Origin of the sequence: Photorhabdus sp. CRCIA-P01 (assembly GCF_003545805.1) — a bacterium.
Classification (GTDB): Bacteria; Pseudomonadota; Gammaproteobacteria; order Enterobacterales; family Enterobacteriaceae; genus Photorhabdus; species Photorhabdus antumapuensis.
The window spans coordinates 209,822-228,862 of sequence record NZ_NMQR01000003.1 but is presented as its reverse complement, the minus strand read 5'-3'; the positions used below and the strand labels follow the sequence as shown (position 1 = coordinate 228,862).

At 48.2% G+C, this 19,041-nt stretch carries 3 protein-coding genes; all 3 read right to left on the bottom strand.

From position 1 onward, the window contains the following. Positions 1-25: 25 nt before the first annotated feature. Genes D3222_RS03635 through D3222_RS03625 form a run of 3 tightly spaced genes read right to left on the bottom strand, consistent with a single transcriptional unit; the run spans position 26 to position 19,004 of the window. Positions 26-1,123: a Gfo/Idh/MocA family oxidoreductase gene (locus tag D3222_RS03635; RefSeq protein WP_118984903.1), complete on the bottom strand. Its 1,098-nt coding sequence runs from the start codon at positions 1,121-1,123 to the stop codon at positions 26-28. Beyond that, entirely contained in the window at positions 1,120-12,837 is an 11,718-nt protein-coding gene (locus D3222_RS03630) for a non-ribosomal peptide synthetase/type I polyketide synthase (protein ID WP_118984902.1), read from the bottom strand. The genes D3222_RS03635 and D3222_RS03630 overlap by 4 nt, the downstream gene beginning before the upstream one ends. Next, positions 12,837-19,004 (bottom strand): non-ribosomal peptide synthetase, encoded by a 6,168-nt coding sequence (locus D3222_RS03625; RefSeq protein WP_118984901.1) that lies wholly within the window; start codon positions 19,002-19,004, stop codon positions 12,837-12,839. Before D3222_RS03625 ends, D3222_RS03630 begins: the two co-directional genes overlap by 1 nt. Positions 19,005-19,041 lie beyond the last annotated feature (37 nt).

The window sequence follows — 19,041 nt, the reverse complement described above, 5'->3', positions numbered from 1 at the left end:
GGGTGTGTAGGGAGTGCCCACGTCATCAACATTCTTCCTTAGTTAACATCAATTTTGCTGGCTCAATCCAAACAGGGGACGATAAATCCTGAGTAATAGGTTCTCCCATAATGCGCAAAATTTGTTGCCATAAACCGGCTAACCGCAGTTGGTAATCGTAAGCAAAAGCAGGTGGGCAGGGGGCTCCGTTCAATACAGAACCCAAGGTATTGAGTAGAAATGCCACACCTTTAGCACCATCACATTCAAATGCCGTCATCCAGTTTTTGGTTGCCGGACAAAGAATTTGTGATGTTGCTTGGTACAGATAGTTATCATCCGGCTGACTGGCATTTAGGTAGAGGCTTTGTTCGTTATTCAGATGATCAGGTGCATGAAGGACGGGTGTCCAGATAACCGGCCCGTAACTGGCTTCCTGCGTAAGATAACCGACAGGCCAGATCAGCGTCATTTTATGCATCACCAGATTGTGCATATCGGGATCTCTCGGGTCCAGATAGGATTGCACGTTTAACGTTACTGTTGTCCCTGCAAAGCTAAGTTCAAAGCAATGAAATGCACTGCTGCGCTGACCGACATAGACTATCTCCATCCGTGCCGGACAGTGACATGCCTGTAACAACAGATCGAGCGCGGAAAATAGCAATTGGCGACTGGTTGTCAAATAACCACTTACCGGACATTGCTGTGATAAGTGACTGATTTGCCGCGCCGCATGTAACCAACTTCTTCCCGCATCACATTGGCTATAAAAGCTATTTACCCAAAATATTGCATCATGTTTGCTTGCGATTAATTGATGTCTTTTAATGGCTTCGACATCAAGGGGATGTTCCTGAATGACAGAAATTCCACGAGCCAAGAGTGCCTGAGTAAGCTGATCGCCTTTGCCGCCAATAATCTCCGCCCGTATTACCACGCAGGCAATATCAATATCCTCTGGTAGTTCATCCAGTGAGCGGAATAGGGGCACATTAAAATCACAGGCAAGTTGCTGCGAGCGAGCACTGCCCTGTGCCAGAATACCGGCTAATTCCAGACCAGACTGAGGTTGTAGGAACGCATTAAGATATAATTCGCCAAATTTCGAACCGACAATCAGAACCCGCCGTGGCTTTATCATATGTTCTCCTTAACAAAATTAGTGGTTGATACTGAATTCAAGATAGCTTTCAGACAAGTAACCAGTGAGCCAACATGTTCATGTTGGAATAAGGTGTAATGATCGCCCGCAAGTTGTGTCACATGAACTGGCCCAAAAGCCTGCCAGCCAAGATCGATTGAGGCGATGGTGGTTGGATCGAGATAATCCATAAAATCAGGCAATGCCCGTGCTGCCCGAATAAGCCAGAAAGGCTGTGAAGTCCGCGGTGGACAGTAGTCAAGCAACGCATTCAGGTTATGGCGCCACACGTCATAAAGTGCGGTCAGCGAGCTATCAATCTGGGCAGATTGTGGCAAGGCATCGTGCAACGTATTAAGGAAGGTCTCCGTATCGGCAGCGATAACATGATCATCCAGAGTTAGACCAGGGAATTGCCCCTGCAAATCGAGCAGGAAATGCCGATGACAAAATGCTTCATTCAGAGTCAAATCGGCCCGCACATTTGGCGCAAAGCTGTCAATCAAGATGCATTGAGAAACACTTTCCCCCGCCGCTCGTAATTGATGAGCCATTTCATAGGCCACCAATCCACCGAAAGACCATCCTGCCAAGGCATAAGGTCCTTGCGGCTGGAAGGCACGGATTTGACTAATATAGTCAGCCGCCAACACCGCCACGGAAGGCGTATCCGTATCTAAATTATCTGGCGAAAATGCTAGCCCAATCATGCGTTGGTCGCCGAAATTGGCCGCCAAATGGCGATACCCCAGCAGATGTCCACCAATAGGATGGACGATAAACAGGGCAGATTGCTCAGCGCTTCCCTGATTCAATATCACCCCTTGGCAAGGGTTTTCTGGCTGATGTTCAATAAATTCAGCCAAAGAGTGTACGGTATCGTAAGTTTGTAGCAGGCTGAGCGGGTATTGACGGTTAAACATCTGATTGATTTTCACCATTAACCGTACCGCCGCCAGAGAATCGCCACCTAGCGTAAAGAAACTCTCATGTACACTGATAGCTTGTTGTTCCAATACTGATTGCCAAAGGTTCAATACAGCGTGTGCTGTCACACTGAGAGCAATTGATGATGCTGGATTAACTTCCTGTGCATCCTCAACCAAGGTAGCCAATGCGCGTCTGTCAATTTTGCCGTTGTCTAACACGGGGATCGTATCAAGAATGATAAAGCGCCGTGGACACATCCAAGCAGGCAAGGTTTGTTGCAACCAATGAGGCAGAACCGGTAAAAGCTCTGTAGATAGCGGTGCTTCGTCGGATAAACGCACACCCGCGACGAGTTGCAATGCACCTGTTGACGTAGTATGTGCAAACGCTAACGTTTGTTGTATATCCGGGTGCTCGCATAAGCGGTGTTCGATCTCGCCTAACTCAATCCGGTAGCCCCGAATTTTAATCTGGTGATCATTGCGCCCCAAAAATTCAATATTACCGTCTGGCCGCCAGCGCCCTAAATCACCGGTGCGGTACAACCGTTCACCCGTTTGAGGATGAGTAATAAAGGCTTGGGTGGTTTTTTCCAAATCATCCCAGTAGCCTAGCGCTAACCCTTGTCCACCAATATAGAGTTCCCCCGTTACCCAAACCGGGCAGGGTGAAAGCGTTGCATTGAGTACATGGAAAGTCTGATTAGCCAGTGGTTTTCCGTATGGAATGCTACGCCAGTTTGGATCAACCTGAACAATAGGATAGGCAATAGACCAAATTGAGGCTTCGGTTGCACCGCCCAAACCGAGAAGATTCAATACAGGGTGAAGGGTGGATAATCTTTCCGGCAAACTGGTCGGTATCCAATCACCACTCATCAATACCCAACGCAGGCTATCCAAGGAATGGGGATAATCGCTGGCGTATTCCTCAAGCAGTTGCACAAATGCCGGAACAGAATTCCAAACTGTGACCGATTCTTGTTGTAACCACGCCAGTAATTTGTCGGGTTGTCGGCTGTCACCGGGAGAAGGAATAACCAGTTTTGCCCCACAACTTAAAGTACCGAACAGATCATAAACTGAAAGATCGAATGTCAATTCTGATATTGCCAATACGCTATCGTGTTCATTGAGGGCAATGCGTTGGTTAATATCAAGGATAGTATTAACCGCGCCCTGATGGTCTATCATCACGCCTTTTGGTTTTCCGGTAGAACCTGATGTGAAAATCACATAAGCCAAATCCTCAGGACAGGCAAGCAAGCACTGTTCACCGGTATTTTTCGGTAAGCGGTTAAGTAATATTTCATCCAGAGAGATAACCTGTACACCCTCAGGCCAATCCATCTGTTGAGCAAAATTAGGTTGAGTCAATACAGTATCCACTTCACCCGATGCCAATAACTGATGGATGCGCTGTTGTGGGTAGCTGGCATCAATAGGCAGATAAGCCCGTCCCGCCAATAAAATCGCGATAACCGCGACAATCTGTTGCCAACCCTTTTCCATCACCACGCCAATCAGAGACGAATACTGATTTTCTTGTGCTTGCAGATGGGCAGCCAGCGCCAGGCTTTGTGACCACAAAGTGCGGTAATCAATTTGACGATAAGCATCGACTACAGCGGTACGTTGTGGGTAGCGATTTACCGCCTGTTCAATTAACGAACAGAGCGTATGGGGCGGAAACACATTCTTTGTCGCATTACTATCTTGGCACAAAATCCGATCACTTACCGGGAGCCACTCTGGCAGTGGGGCCCTCCATTGGTAATCGGGTTCAAGCAGGGCGGCGATACTAGCCTGATAATGAGCAAACATGTTTTCTGCAACTTGTGGCTGGAACAGTTGCGGCAAAATTGCCCATTGAATGATAACGCCACCCTCTGAGCCGGAAATCAGCATACAGTCGAGATAAACATGCGGTGTTTGCGCACCAAAAAGATTCAGCGTTCCCAACCCTGATGGCCCTTTACCCGCCGTACCGGTTGTATCGTTAAATACGATTGGCATACCGGCATTCAGATTGTGACGGTGCTGATTTTTCTCTCTGAGCACCAGTTGGCCGTCAAATAGCGAATGTTGCAAATCAGCTAACCACTGTTTCTGTATCCGACTTACCGCGTCACTGAATCCTGTGCTATCGCGTAAATCCACTTCCAACAATGACGTGGTAGACAGATTTCCGACCAACGTATCGCAATGTTGCGGCATTAGCAGCCGGTTGCCATGCAGAACATTGATGGTGAAATGCTCGCTGTTGCTCCATATCGCCAGAATATGGGTGAATAACGTCAGCATCACCTGTGATGGTGAAGCCCGGTATTCTGCTGCACGTTGTTGCAAACGTTGCCATTGTTGCGGGCTGATATATCCCGTCAGACATTGTTGATTAAGCTGCTGTGACTGATGATCTTTTAACGGTAACACTGGAGCATCAGGCAGATAAGGTAAGCGATTAAGCCAATATTGCCGACTTTGTTGCCAGGCTTCCCCCGTTTTCTCATCCTCCAGTGCTTGAATATAATCATTAATAGTCACTGCCGGTGGTTCTGGCCGCCAGTTAGGTTCCTGATACCCACGCTGCAAATCGCGTAGGATTAACGTCAGACTTTTCCCATCAGCAACCAATAGGTCGATAGTCAAATGCAATAAACATGCCCGGTCATCGGTATGATATAGAGTCAAATCAAACAGCGGCCAGTTATCGCTAGGAACACCTTTAGTGCGCAGGGTATCGCGGGCATCAGCGAGTTTTGTCTCGCGTTGAGCGGGCATCATGTTACGACAGTCAATTACCGTCGGGGTATAGCAGGGAACTTCCGGCAGAATATGATATTGCCCATCCTTCACATAGCCACGTAATTGCGCATGGTGGTTCACCACAAGGTTCCAGGCAGTAGTGAAACGTGGCAGATCAAGATCGTTGATAGCCAATTCAGCGTAGAAATGCGCGATACCGTTACCAAACTGAAACAGTTGGCTTTCACCTAACCAATAAGCATATTGCAACGCTGTAAGTGGAAGCGTCTGTTCCGATGCTAGCTTAGTCTCAAGTGGAACAGCCTGTGTAGCGGGTGTTATTTCAACTACTCGCAAGGTACGACAAAACTCACTCAACTTAGGATGTTCAAACAGCTGTTGCAGATTTGCCTGTTCGTAACCTTGACGACGCAATTGCACTACCATTCGGGTAGCAATTAAGCTGTCACCGCCACTTTGGAAAAAGTCACTGTGGCGCTGTATTGGCTGAGGAAGCAGTGAACACCAGAGCGTGATTACCTGCTGTTCTATATCATGGAGCGGGTCATCCGCTGTTTCCGGTTGCCCTGTTTCCAGCGTTGATGACTGTGCCACGCTCTCTTTAGCGGTCACGATCAAGGGTAATTGTTCTTGCTGTTGAACATGCAATGAATAAGGCGAAGTGGAAAATTGTGCCGCTATTTCACTGACATTGAGCCGTGCTTGCCGCTCAGCCCGCGCCAGAATCAGTTGTTGATGCAGTTCTGGCCCATCTTGCCCAGGCCATTCCAATGAAACCCGATAGCCGGATTTCTCCAAACACTGACGCCAGTCCGCAAGCTCCATCAATGCACTATCGCCGCGATCATCACTCCAGGCATTAATGCCTTCAATAAACCCAACACTAGCAAGTTGCATCGCACTTTCACGTTTCGTTGCTTCAATAATCAGCAACCATCCACCGGTTTTCAGTAATCGTGACAGACGCTGTAGGGTGTTTCGCAGATGAGTTGCGTCATGTAACACGTTAACCGCCATAATCAGGTCGTAACCGGATTCAGGATGCTGGCTAAAATCAATACGCTGATTAATATCGAACAGCGCAAATTTTACGGTTTCGCCATAGTGATTAAGCAACTGACGTGCATCATCCAGAAATAGCGGTGAAACATCGGTAAAGTGATAGCGTTCAATCGATTGTGCATTGCGTTCAAGCACCTTCGCTGAGGTTGCACCGGTTCCCGCACCGACTTCCAGTACAGTGAAATGCTCAGATACCTGACTCAATTGCCGGACAATTTCAGCGGCAGTTTGATTCAGGCAACGTAACGCTGGATTCTCACTATAGAGGCTGGCAGTGGTCTGTTTATCGGCAAACAGCAGTTCCAACGCATTACTTCGCCCGGCAAGCAGGGCATCATGTTGCTCGATACATGTCGCGACATAGCGGCTGATCGTGTGGCACCATACGGCATCGTCTAGTTTTGCCGTAGGAGCAGGAACATGATTAAGCGGTTGCAGACAACGGTAACCATCAGCCTTTTTTTCAATCAATCCTTGGTTGTTTAATAACGACAACCATTGGGTAAGAAGGCGCTGATACTGTGGCGCAAGTTGTAAACGTTGTTCAATCTCCGTGCGAGAGTGACATTGCCGTGGAGAGGTGAACAAGTTATGGCGCAGTAATGTCTGGCTCAAACCAAATAATGCTTGCTGCTCAATGTATTGCCAAGAGCGTTCAAACGCCCGTTGTTCTGTTAATTCAGGCAGTGGTAACACATCGGTGTTTATTGCTAACGGTTCTGGTAGCGATAATGGCAAATTGTCTTCTGCCACCAGCCATACGTTATAACCTTGCGTGTCGTCCTGACGTGGCTGAATCTCTGCTAACCGTATTTCAGGTTTAGAACGCAGATATTGTTCGACTTGACGCAATTCAGGTTGTTGCGGCCAGAAGTCATAACAGGTATGACCGGAAGGCGGGATATGAAGATCATAATGTTCCATGCAGTCAGGCTGGCGGCAAATTTGCACTAACAGCGCATTATAAGCGGTAAACAGTGCCTCAATAACCCCCGGTTCCAACACATCATCCATACAGTACCAGTTAAACAGCAGATCACCATCTACTTCCATGACCTGATGATCCAGCCAAACTTGTGGGGTTTGACTCAGAACAAAGACTGGATCACCCAGTAACTGAGTAATGGATTGTTTGATTGCAACACCTTCTTGTGCCATTCCCAACATGCTGGTGAAAACCACCGGCGTCAGCGGTTGTCTGCTCTGTGATTCACCGTTTTGTTGGCGGCCAAGTTCTCGCAACACCTCAACACCATTGACATCGTTATGGCTCAGCCGTTGCCATAGCAAAGCTTGTGTCTTCTCCATGCTGGTACGCAGGGAAGTTGTCTTGCGTAAGTCAAAATCCATCAACATGACGGAGGTAAAATCACCAATCAGATCTTGAACCTCTGGATGGAAAGGCTGCCGGTTAAAGAATGTTAAGTTAAGAGTAAACAACGGATGGCGGCTGTACCATTCCAGAGTATGCGCAAACAGCGTCAGCAGACCAGCAGAAGGCGTCACGCCCCATTGTTGCCAGCGTTGTTTAAGCATTTGCCAATCAGATTGCGCTAATCGACCTTCATAAGTTGTGAATTGTGGTTGACTACGCTGAGGCAGTTGTGGATTCAGCGGCAATCTTGGCGCCGGAGGCAACGAAAGCAATTGTTCCTGCCAATATGCCCATGATGCCCGCCACTCTTGACTTGACCGTTGAGCTTGTTCCGCCATCACATAGTCACGGAAAGTAAACACCTGTGGAGCCAGGGGTTGCTGATGGTAAGCGCGTTGCAAATCGTCCATCATGATCCGGAAACTCTGTACGTCAAATTGCAACAGATCCAAATTCATATGTAAGCGGCAACGCGCATTCGGTAGCAAGGAAACAGAAACTTCAAACAGTGGCCACTGTTCCGCTGGCGGGACCTGGTAAGAAAGTGTGTGGCGACGCTGAACCAGTGCCTGTTGGCAAGCAGTTTCATCCAACATACGCAAATCATCTTGTGACAAAGCATACCAAGGGGTTTCAGGCAAAATTCTTTGTTGCCCGTCTTCATCCACTATCATGCGCAACATGCCATGACGCTGAATTAAAGCATTCCATGCCTTCTCAAAACGCGGAATATCAAAACTATCCAGTGTCAGATCCCATTCAAATAAGACGTGACACGCGACGCCGCCAAAATCAATGGCCTGAGTACGACCAATCCAGTAAGCGTGCTGTATGGGCGTTAACGGGAATGGAGCGTGACGTTGGACGCTGTCAATAATGATCCCAGGCTGAGAACAGGCTACTGATTGTTCAGGTAATGCGTCGCCAATGAGCCGATTAAGCCCCTCTAAAGTCATATTCCGATAAGCCAACTCGGCAGTTAATCTGAAACCAAATTGCTGGTGGATCACCGCATTTAGCTCCAAAAACTGTAGGGAATCCAAACCGAATTGCAATAAGTCCTGTTGTGGCTCCAAACGCTCAGGCTGTTCTAATCGTAACAATGCAGCGATACGTTGACGCAACCAATTAAGCCGTTCTTCGCTGTCCTGATACAGCGTGTTATCGACAGAGTGTGAAGGAGCAGGGGCTGCCACCGGATGGATATGAGCAGTGTCAGCCTGTAAACGCCGCGAAATATCAGGGTGATACTCATCTAACCGTATTGCCAGATAACAGGGAGATGCGGTATGCAGAGATTGATTAAAATGCCAGATACCTTCATTGACGCTGAACGGTAACATGCCATCTTGTGCCAATTTTTCCACTAAGCGCCGCTCGCGGGCCATACCAACGCCACCCCAAACACCCCAAACCAGTGCTTTTACCATCAACGAACTCGGTGCTGTCAGCGCCAAAGATTCCAGATAAGCATTGGCAACGGCATAAGCACCTTGTCCTTGAGCACCTAACATTGATGCGGCAGAAGAATGAAGTAACAGATAGTGTGCATTATGTTGTTTAAGAGCAGTTTGCAACGCCGATGCACTCAGCGCTTTTACTGATAACATCCGTGACAGACGTTGAGGTTCAAGTTCTGCCAACCGGGTGTGATCAGCGATACCCGCCGCATGAATTGCCCCGGCGATATCCTCTTCTTGTGCCAGCATTTGCACTGCATTTAATAAAGCTGGCGTATCAGTAACATCAACTTTAATCCAGCGTATCTCAGTCTCGGTATTCAGTGATAACTCTTGAACAAAACCATCCCAATCCGCATGTTGACGGCGGGCAAATACCGCAATTCTGCGTGCACCTTGAGCCAACAACCAACGGATGGAAATCTGACCAATTCCTCCCATCCCCCCGGTCACGATATGCCAACCCTGATGGGGAATCGATATCGACTGTTGGGAAAGCAATAAGGATTGGCGCTGTAAAACCGGCACCGAGATTTGATTTCCACGCACTCTCAACCAGCGATTATGTTCACTCAAATATCCAAGCGCTAATGACAAAGCGTTAGCATCGTTGATATCAGCAATATCAATCGCTTGAATACGACGATGGGGATATTCTTCAACCGCGACACGCAGCAATGCCCAGACAGCGTATTGAGCTGGATTGATATTCTCTGGTGATAAGGTGGTTTCCGGTTGAGCGCCACAGGTGACAACGGTTAATGATGTCGTTTCATCACGTTTTAATTCGGTAATAACCTGATCACATAATTCAACTACATCACTGCCGGTAAGCAGTAATAAGATATTTCCGCTTTCTGGCTGTAAATGAATACCCGCCTGACGCCAATGCTTAACCATCTCGTCATTCACAGTTGAAGAACGGAGAGTATATACCGTTGAAAACCTTGGGTTATCCGTGGTGTTTATGGTACGCCAGTGTAGGGCATAGTGGGTATCAGGACACGGCTGTGGTACGGGCAGCCACGAGTTGGTCTCAGCTTGTGTTGACACAAACTGGCGCGGCAAATCGCAACGATCGCTTAACAGGGCGAATAGACGCTCACCCGCATAAATCAAAGCCGGGAAAGCAGTGAGTAAACGTGCCTCTAATAATCTGCGTTTGGCATATGGCAAGGGACCATCAGGACGGTACATTTTACTTGCTGTTGGCCCAGAAACTTCCCGGTAATAACCTTGCTGGACGCAATAAGTTAGCAATTGTTCCAACAAAGGGCGCCAACAAGGTTGCAGCCGGCCAGCCCGAATAGTATCGATAGCACTGAAACCTTGTTCAGTATCACGCCCATGACATTGATATACCAATGCATCGGTATACAACTCGCGTAGTGTTGCAGCATCGGGGTTTTGCTCAATAGTAGGATCGAGCAGAGCATTTACATCAAGTCCAGCATTGGTATTGGTTGTAGATTGCCCAGATTTGATTGCAGGGAAACGATAATGCTGCTCATCAAATGGATAGAGCGGAGCATGACATTTTTCCCCAGTAAGTGAGAAAAGATGCAGCCAGTCAAGGTGCACACCAGCACAGTAAAGTTGCATGAGAGCCGTTTGCCGAGCTGTCTCTGGAGAGCTTTGACGCTGTACGCTAGCAATCCAGATTTCCTGTGGCAGACTGACACGCCGCCCGATGCCGGTTAATTGTGCATCAGCCCCCATCTCCATAAATAATGCCACCCCTTGCTGGCGAGCAAATTCAACAGCCGGGTAATAGCGTACGGTCTGACGCATATGGTGACGCCAGTAGTCTGGTGAACCCAATTGTTCAGCCGTTGCAATATTGGCTGTCAGGGTAGAAATCAGCGGAATTTTCCCCAATGCAGGTTGCAACTGGCTACAACGCAGAGAAAATGCCTCCAGTACACCATCAAGCATGGCTGAATGTGCCGCACAGGCAACGTTAAGACGCTGGCAACGAATCTGCTGTTGTTCCAGGCGTTGAGCCAAAGTAGCAATTTCCGTCTCTGTACCGGCCCAAACCCAGTGTTGTGGGCCATTGCAAACCGCCAAATCTAATGCCAGCGAATGAACGAACGGCAGTACTTCTTCTTCATTGGCAAAAACCGCCAGCATTGCGCCCTCTTGGGCGCGGCTTTGCATCAGTTTGCCTCGTACCGCAACGAGCGGCATTACCTGTTCAGGTGTGAAAACCCCCGCGACAACGGCAGCGGCAAATTCGCCAACCGAATGCCCCAGTACATAATCAGGCTTTAATCCAAGCGCCTGCCAATGTGCCGCCAGCGCAATTTGATGCGCCACAATCGCCGGTTGTGCATATTCGGTGGTGGCTAATGCAGCATCATGCTCCCCGAACATTACTGCTTTTAATGGCAATGCCAACTCTGATGCACATGCTGCACAACAACGATCCAACATAGCGGAAAAAACAGGAGAGCTGGCATACATGGCTTTTCCCATGCCAGACCATTGACAACCTTGGCCGCTAAATTGCCAAAGTTGCTTACTTTCGCTATTGACTTGCCCACTGAAAATGTTTGGTGTTGGTTCTTTGTTGGCAAAAGCGGATAAATTTACAGCGCTTTGTGGCGTTAGCGTCAACGCTAAACGCCAAGGTAATGAAAGATCACGCCCTTGTAATGCGGTCAAGGCCAGATCCGCATGATGCTCTGGTGCATCATTAAGTGCAGTCGCATAACGTTGCGCCAATTGACGCAACGAGGATTCAGAAGCGGCGGAGAGCAATAAAGGCGAAGTCCGCGCATGACGGACACGGTGACGACGTAATTCCTCTGGCAATGACTGCACCACAACATGACAGTTAGTACCACCGATACCGAACGAAGAGACGCCCGCGGTACGTAATGCTTGTGTCCAGCGCTGCCCTTGTGTTGCCAGCCTGAATGGACTCTGTTCCAACTGTAACGCCGGGTTGGGTTGCTGGACATTGATCGTCGGTGGAATATAGCCATGCCAAACAGACAGAACCGCTTTAATCAAGCTAGCAATACCGGCGGCCGTATCAAGATGACCCATATTGCTTTTCACTGAGCCAAGATAACAAGGTTCCACCGCCACACTACGGTCAGAAAATATGCTGCGTAGCGCGTCAACTTCTATCGGATCGCCAAGGGGAGTTCCTGTGCCATGTGCTTCAATCATGCCAACATCATCAATGCTAACATCGGCCAGTTGGAGTGCTTCGGTAATCACGCAGCGCTGACCATTAACCGACGGGGCTGTAAAACCAACTTTCTCATTGCCATCATTATTAATGGCACTGCCACGTAGCACAGCCATGATGGGATCGCCATCACGCAGAGCATCACTCAAGCGTTTTAGTGTGACAACACCTACGCCATTGCCACCATAGGTACCATTTGCCTGGCTATCAAAGGGGCGACAATGCCCATCAGGCGAGAAGATCATGCCCGGCTGATACAAGTAACCACTTTCTTGCGGGAAAGAAACCGCCACGCCACCAGCCAACGCCATGTCACACTCACCGGCACGCAGGTTTTCACAAGCCATATGCACGGCAACCAGTGAACTTGAACACGCTGTTTGTACCGTCAGTGCCGGGCCTTTTAGGTTTAATTTATAAGCGGTACGTGTCGCAAGATAATCTTTATCGTTACTGATTAACGCTTGAAGCCCTTTAACTTTGCCAACATCGGTCATGGAAAATTGTGACCATGAAGGCCAAGTACTGACTCGGCTACTACCAAAAACACCCGTTTTCAAGGGGACATGACGTGGCGCATAGCCAGCATGTTCAAGAGCATGCCAGGCGGTCTGGAGAAAAAGACGCTGTTGAGGATCGAGCATCTCCGCTTCCTGACGTGAATAACCAAACAGCGAGGCGTCAAATTGTTCCGCCTTCTCTAATACCGCTGCCCGATTGACAAAGTTTTCACTCTCAATGACTTCGGGAGGAATACCTGCATCTAATAATGTTTGATGAGAGAGTGGAACAGTACACTCAACTCCGCGTTGCAGGTTATGCCAGAAAGTCTCGCTATCTGGCGCCTGCGGAAAGCGGCAGGCAAGGCCAATCACTGCGATAGGATCGCAATTATCGTAGTGAGGCGTTAAATCAGTCATTATGCAGCTCCTTTATGACGTTTTTCCCGTTGTTGCAGACGCTTTTGTTGTTGACGCTGACGAGGGGTAATCGACTGGCGATTTCCGTCGTGAGAATCCTTCCGGCAGCGCAAACTGAGCGTCTCTGGTGTTGGATAAGCAAATAAATCAGTCACGGCAAGATGATAAAAACCCGCATGTTGTAATTTGCCATGCAATTGAATTAGCTGTAGCGAGCTGGCTCCTGCCTCAAAAAAGTTCTGTTGTGCGTTAATAGGATGATTTGTTACGGACAAGAACAGGTGTTGAATTTCGCCGCATATTTGTGGGTCATATCCCCCTGAACGCTGCGATGGCGCAATGGCAACAGCCGTATTTTCAACCATCATCGATTGCTGGCGTGGCATCAGTTGTTCCAGTGCCGCATGCCAACTTTCTGGCTGTGCCGCAAGGGTACGCAATAGCGTCATGTAGCTATTGAACATGTTTTGTAACTGACGCGGTTCAAACAATTCTTCGACAGCATCCCAATTTAGACAAAGTTCATTGTCGGATTCATAAACCTGGTGATCCAACCAGATTTGTGGCGTTTGGGAAATACCCCAAACGGGTTTCATCCACGATGAATGCGAAAGGAATTGTCCTTGATGTGTTCCCAATGCACTGGTGAAAACAACCGGCATAATGGCCGTATCAGGGCCACGGCTCTGGGCCAATTCACGCATCACTCTAATTGCTGAAATGTGACGGTGATCCAAATCCTGCCATAGCTGTTGTTGCAATCCACGAGCACTTGATAACCAATTTTTCTCCGGGCGCCAGGCCAATAATGACAGGGAAGTGAAATCACCCAGAATGTGATTAATATCTTCATGCCAGTGTGGACGATCGAACAGGGTAAGGTTGAGCGTTAGCTCCGGTTTGGTACTGAACGCAGAAAGAACCGCTGCATAAGCCGCAATTAATAGAGCAGAAGGTGTTATCTGATAAGGAGTTGCATGTTGTTTTAACTGACCCCATTCATGTGCGGACAACCGATCGCTATAGCGCACAAAACGTGGTGATTGAACACTTTCCGGGGCAATACACAGTGGCAACTGTGGTGCCAGTGGTAATGTTTTCACTTGCTCCTGCCAATATTGCAGTGAACGCTGATCTATCGGCATTTGCTGCTGACGTAGCACACAATCCCGGAATGTGACTTTCAACGGTGGCAATTCATGCTGCTCGTCGAGATAGCGCTGTTCTAATTCGGCCAGCAATATCCGCATGCTCAACCCGTCTAATAGCAGATTATCCAGACTGACAAATAGCCGGGAGACAATCCCATCGTCTTGCGCCAGCTGGAAATCGAACACCGGCCAGTTACTGGCATCTAATACCTGATGTGAAAGTTGTTCACGTAATGTGTCGGCCTGCGTAATGTCGGTGAATGGATGTTGTTTGACGGAGAACAACGGGACATTTTCTAATACCTGCTGCTGCCCATTGACAACCACGGTTCTGAGCATTGGATGACGCTGGATCAGACGATTTAGCACCCGATTTAAACGTTGAACATCTAACCGTTCTATCCGGTATTCAATAAAGAAATGCGCCCCAACACCACTTAAAGCGAAACCCGGATGGCGTCCGACCAAATAAGCCTGCTGAACTTCCGTGAGTGGGAAAGGTTGGTATTCATTTTGCTCTTTCGGCAGAGCGCACTCTGCTGATGAGGTTTCAGCCAGAGGAACCAGCGTAGCCGCAAATGCAGCCAATTGTGGGTTACGGAAAAGATGACCCAGTTCACCTTTGAAGCCTTGTTGTGCCAGTTCACCAACCAAACGTGTAGCCAAAAGGCTGTCTCCGCCAAGTTGGAAAAATTCACTGTCACAGCCTAGTTGCTCTGTATTCAACAAACGTTGCCAAATGCTGGCAACGGTTTGTTCCACCGCATTCAACAAAACCACTTCATTCTGGCGTGGTGCTGTCTCTGTTTTTGTCGCTGTCTGTAGTGCTTGCGACAACGCCTTGCGATCAATTTTTCCGTTAGGTGTCAATGGCAGGCGAGGAATAATATGCAAGCACCGTGGGATCATATATCCCGGCAGATGTTGTGCCAGCACCGATTTAATTTTTTTCCGATCAGGAATAGTGACGCTGTCACTTGCTTGCATCAATAACACACTAAGGTTACCGATGGTCATTGGCGTTTCGGCCTGTAGTGACGATACCTGTGGTGACGATACCTGTGGTGACGATACTTGTGGTGACGATAATAGTGATAATAGCGATAACCACTGTGACGCAGAGCGTAATTGAATACCTTGAGGTGAAAGCAATTCAGTCGTAATCAGGGAGAGAGACGATGCCTGTTGCAACTCCATTGCTAATATCAACGCGCCAGGTTGAGCAAGCGGTACCAATTCCTTGATACAACATGCGGGATCTGCTTCCCGGTGTAATACGTTATTCAGCAGAATAATATCAGCCTGATGTTGCAGCGACTCAGGAACTTGTTCAGACCAACATTGTTCAAACCAACATTGTACTGACGCATGAGCATAACCGTTTAACCGTGTTTGCGCCTGATTGACCAATGCCTGAGAACGTTCAAAGCCGAGATAACAGAGATGTTGATCAGTAATATGCTCAGCCAACCACTGCGCGCAGCGACCGCTGCGAGCATCAAATTCCATCAAAGTCACAGGGCGCTGTAATCGCCGAGAAAGGGCCGCGATGACCTGTTGCAATCCGGCCAACCATTGCTGGGTTTCTGGCAACATAAACAATTGTTGTTCCGGTGCGAATTGCGGATCGTCAAGTAATGCAATCGCCGTCTGTTGACCCGTAAGAACATCACGTAGCACGGTATGCCAGCGTTCCGGGATGCATATCGCCTCATTATTGGATGTAGCAGGTAACCATCCAGCCTGATATACATGCGGTGTAGATTCAGCCAGTACTTTGCATTGGCAAAGATATGCCAACATACGAGCAAACCAGTCATGGTATTCCGGTTGTGGCCGATAGTGTTTCAAGCAATCTGCCAGTGATTGCGGTGAAGTAAACGTAATACCGTGACGAGATAGATGTTCCAGCAGGAACATTGCAACTTGAGGTTCACTGTTATCCCTGGTTATTGAGTGCGTTGCAGGGAACAGATCACGATACCGAGTCGGTAACTGTGGCGCACGATTTACCCGTTGGCATAAAGAATCACCTTCCAATTCAAGGAACGCCACCAGCGACTTCTCTTTTTCGCCACTGGCTAATGCCACCCCTTTACTGATTCCAGTTACTTGATTAAGGGCCGCATCAATTTCTCCCAACTCAATTCGGTAACCACCAATTTTTACCTGGCTATCACGACGTCCCAGAAATTCAAGCCAGCCTTCAGGATGGTAACAACCCAGATCACCGGTGCGGTACCAGCGTTCCCCTTGATCGACAACAAATTGAGCGGAAGTACGCTCTTTATCATTAAAATAGCCTAATGCCACACCGGCACCCCCAATCCAAAGTTCACCGACAACCCAGTCAGGGCAATCACGGCCATCCTCACCTACGACACGGTAACGCTGGTTAGCCAGGGGATAGCCATATGGAATGGAGCGCCACTGTGTTTCAACCCCTTTGACGATATATTCGTTTGACCAAATAGCCGCTTCCGTTGCACCACCCATTGCACTCAAAACACCATCAGGATTGAATGAACGGTAACGTTCAGGCAGTGACAAGCCGATCCAGTCCCCGGACAACATCACGGTACGAAGTGCTTTCGGTGCATCGAGCTCCATACCTTCGCAATAGGTCAGTAACATATCGAACAGTGCAGGCACGCTATTCCACAACGTCACATTATGACGCGCGATCAACATTTCCCAGGTTGACGGGTCACGACGTTGTGCTTCATTAATTAATACCAGCGCGCCTCCCGCAGTGAGAATACCGAAAATGTCATAAACGGAGAGGTCGAAATGTAGGGCAGAGAGTGCCAATAACCGGTCGCTACTGTGGACCTGATGACGTCGATTGATATCCAAACAGGTATTGAGTGCGCTTTGGTGGCTGATAACCACTCCTTTTGGCATACCGGTTGAACCAGAGGTATAAATGATATAAGCCGGATCAGTAATCGCACGCTTAGCCATATTTGCCAAAGGCGGCCATTGCTCATCCTGATGCCAGGAAACACAGTGTATCTCTTGTGACCAGTCATCATATTGTTGTTCAGGGTCAATGATAACGACACGGATTCCAGCACTTTCGCAGATAGCACGACGTCGGTTTACGGGCTGATCAACAGGAACTGGGACATAAACGCCGCCGATATAAAGTATCGCCAATACCGCAACAATTTGTCCGACACCTTTTTCCATGCTAATGGCAACCCGATCTCCCGGTATAACCGACATTTTTTGCAATACGGTTGCTAACCGGCGAGCGGCTAAACTTAATTCACCATAACTAATTTCTTTATTATTAGTCACCAAAGCAACAATATTTGGTGTACGTTCTGCCTGCAAAAACACACCTTCATGCAGCAGGGCATCCGGCAAAGGTTCAGTTGTGTCATTGATCTGATATCGAAGCTGGTATTGCGATTCAGGCATCAAATCCGGTAATTCTTTACTCCACTGCGTGGCGTTTTCCGTTAGGTTGCCAATGAACTTCTGATAGGCGGTAAATAAGGTATCCATTAACCCATCAGGGAAGAGTTCATCGTTACTATCCCACTGAATATTCAGCGTGTTTTCATGTTCAAACGCAACGAAATCCAGCCATACCTGAGGTGTTTGTGATATTCCCCAACTTGGTTTTCCCAGAACATCACGGGTATTTTCACCATATAAAGGTCGGCCTAAATTGCTGGTAAACACAATTGGCGCACCATGTGGATGGCTGCCGCGTTTTTTAAGTTCACGTAAAACTTCTACACCAGACCAGTGGCGATGTTCGTAAGCTTCGGCAAATGTTGCCTGCGCATCTTGAGCCAGTTGGCAGAACGGCAAATTATCAGCGGGAATATCTAATAGCAGAATATTAGTAAAGTCGGCCAGCAGGCTATCAACCGCGGTGTGCAACGGTGCTCTATCAAACAATGTCAGGTTAAACAACAGACGGGGAGCATGATTCCAGCGACATAATAAACCGGCAAAGGCGGTCGCCAATGCCATTGTTGGCGTCACACCATTTTGTTGAGCAAGTTGTTTAAAACGTTGCCAATGTTCAGGAGCCAAGCAGAAACATCTGCGCTGAATGCGGACGTTTTTTATTAGGGAAGGTTCCTTAGCCAGCGGAAGTTGCGGGGCAGGGGGAAGGGTATCTAACCGGTTACGCCAGAATATCTCTGCTTCTTGTCGAGCCTGCGCAAATTGCGCCTGATATTGCGCCAAATAGCGGCAAAAATCGTAGTCAGAAGGGATAACCGGCAGGTTGCGTTTAACAATTAATGCCGCCAGTTCAGTAAAGAACAGGCTAAAACTGGCGGCATCCATGATCAGCAAATCAATATTAGCGTGCAACCGGTGTTGATTCTCACCAAACAAACTTAGCTGAATATCGAACGTTTCCCCTTGCTCAACCTGTAATACCCGATGGCTTAGTTGTTCACGTATATTATTCAGCGCTAGTTGCTGTTTGTCTGCTGTCAAGCTGCACAGGTCATGAACCGTTAATTTTTTCCAATAAGCATTGGTCATACCTTGCTGGCGACCATCTGGCAAAAACCGTACTCGTAACATCGGATGTCGCTGAATCAACCTATGAATTGCCGCTTCCAGTTGTTCAGGTTCCAGCCCAATACCGTCAAATTCTTGATATAAATGGCAACCTACTCCTCCCAACGTCTGTTCCGGCGAACGTCCAACAAAATAAGCATGTTGTACTGCGGTCAATGGGAACGGACGAGCATCTGCAATCAGTGGTTGCAAAGCGGCGTCGGGTTTAGGCGCTGTGTGAGTGACAGGCATATGACGTTGCAGAAGCTGGTTCCAGGCATGCAGTGTGGGTTTTTGATAAAGTTCACGAAGGGTGACGCGATATCCTTGCCGCCTCAACTGGTTTAACAATGCCATCATTTGCATTGAGTCCAGCCCCTTGCGAATTAAATCATCGTTATCATCCACCAGTGTATTTTTTTGAGTAAACAGGCCAGATATGATCTGACGCAGTGAATCTGGAGAGACAAGATCCGTGTGCATGAAGATATCCTATAAATAATGACGGTTACGAAACGGT

Coding starts and splice junctions, on each gene's coding strand:
- D3222_RS03635 (WP_118984903.1), bottom strand. CDS start 1,123: ATGATAAAGCCACGGCGGGTTCTGATTGTCGGTTCGAAATTTGGCGAA.
- D3222_RS03625 (WP_118984901.1), bottom strand. CDS start 19,004: ATGCACACGGATCTTGTCTCTCCAGATTCACTGCGTCAGATCATATCT.
- D3222_RS03630 (WP_118984902.1), bottom strand. CDS start 12,837: ATGACTGATTTAACGCCTCACTACGATAATTGCGATCCTATCGCAGTG.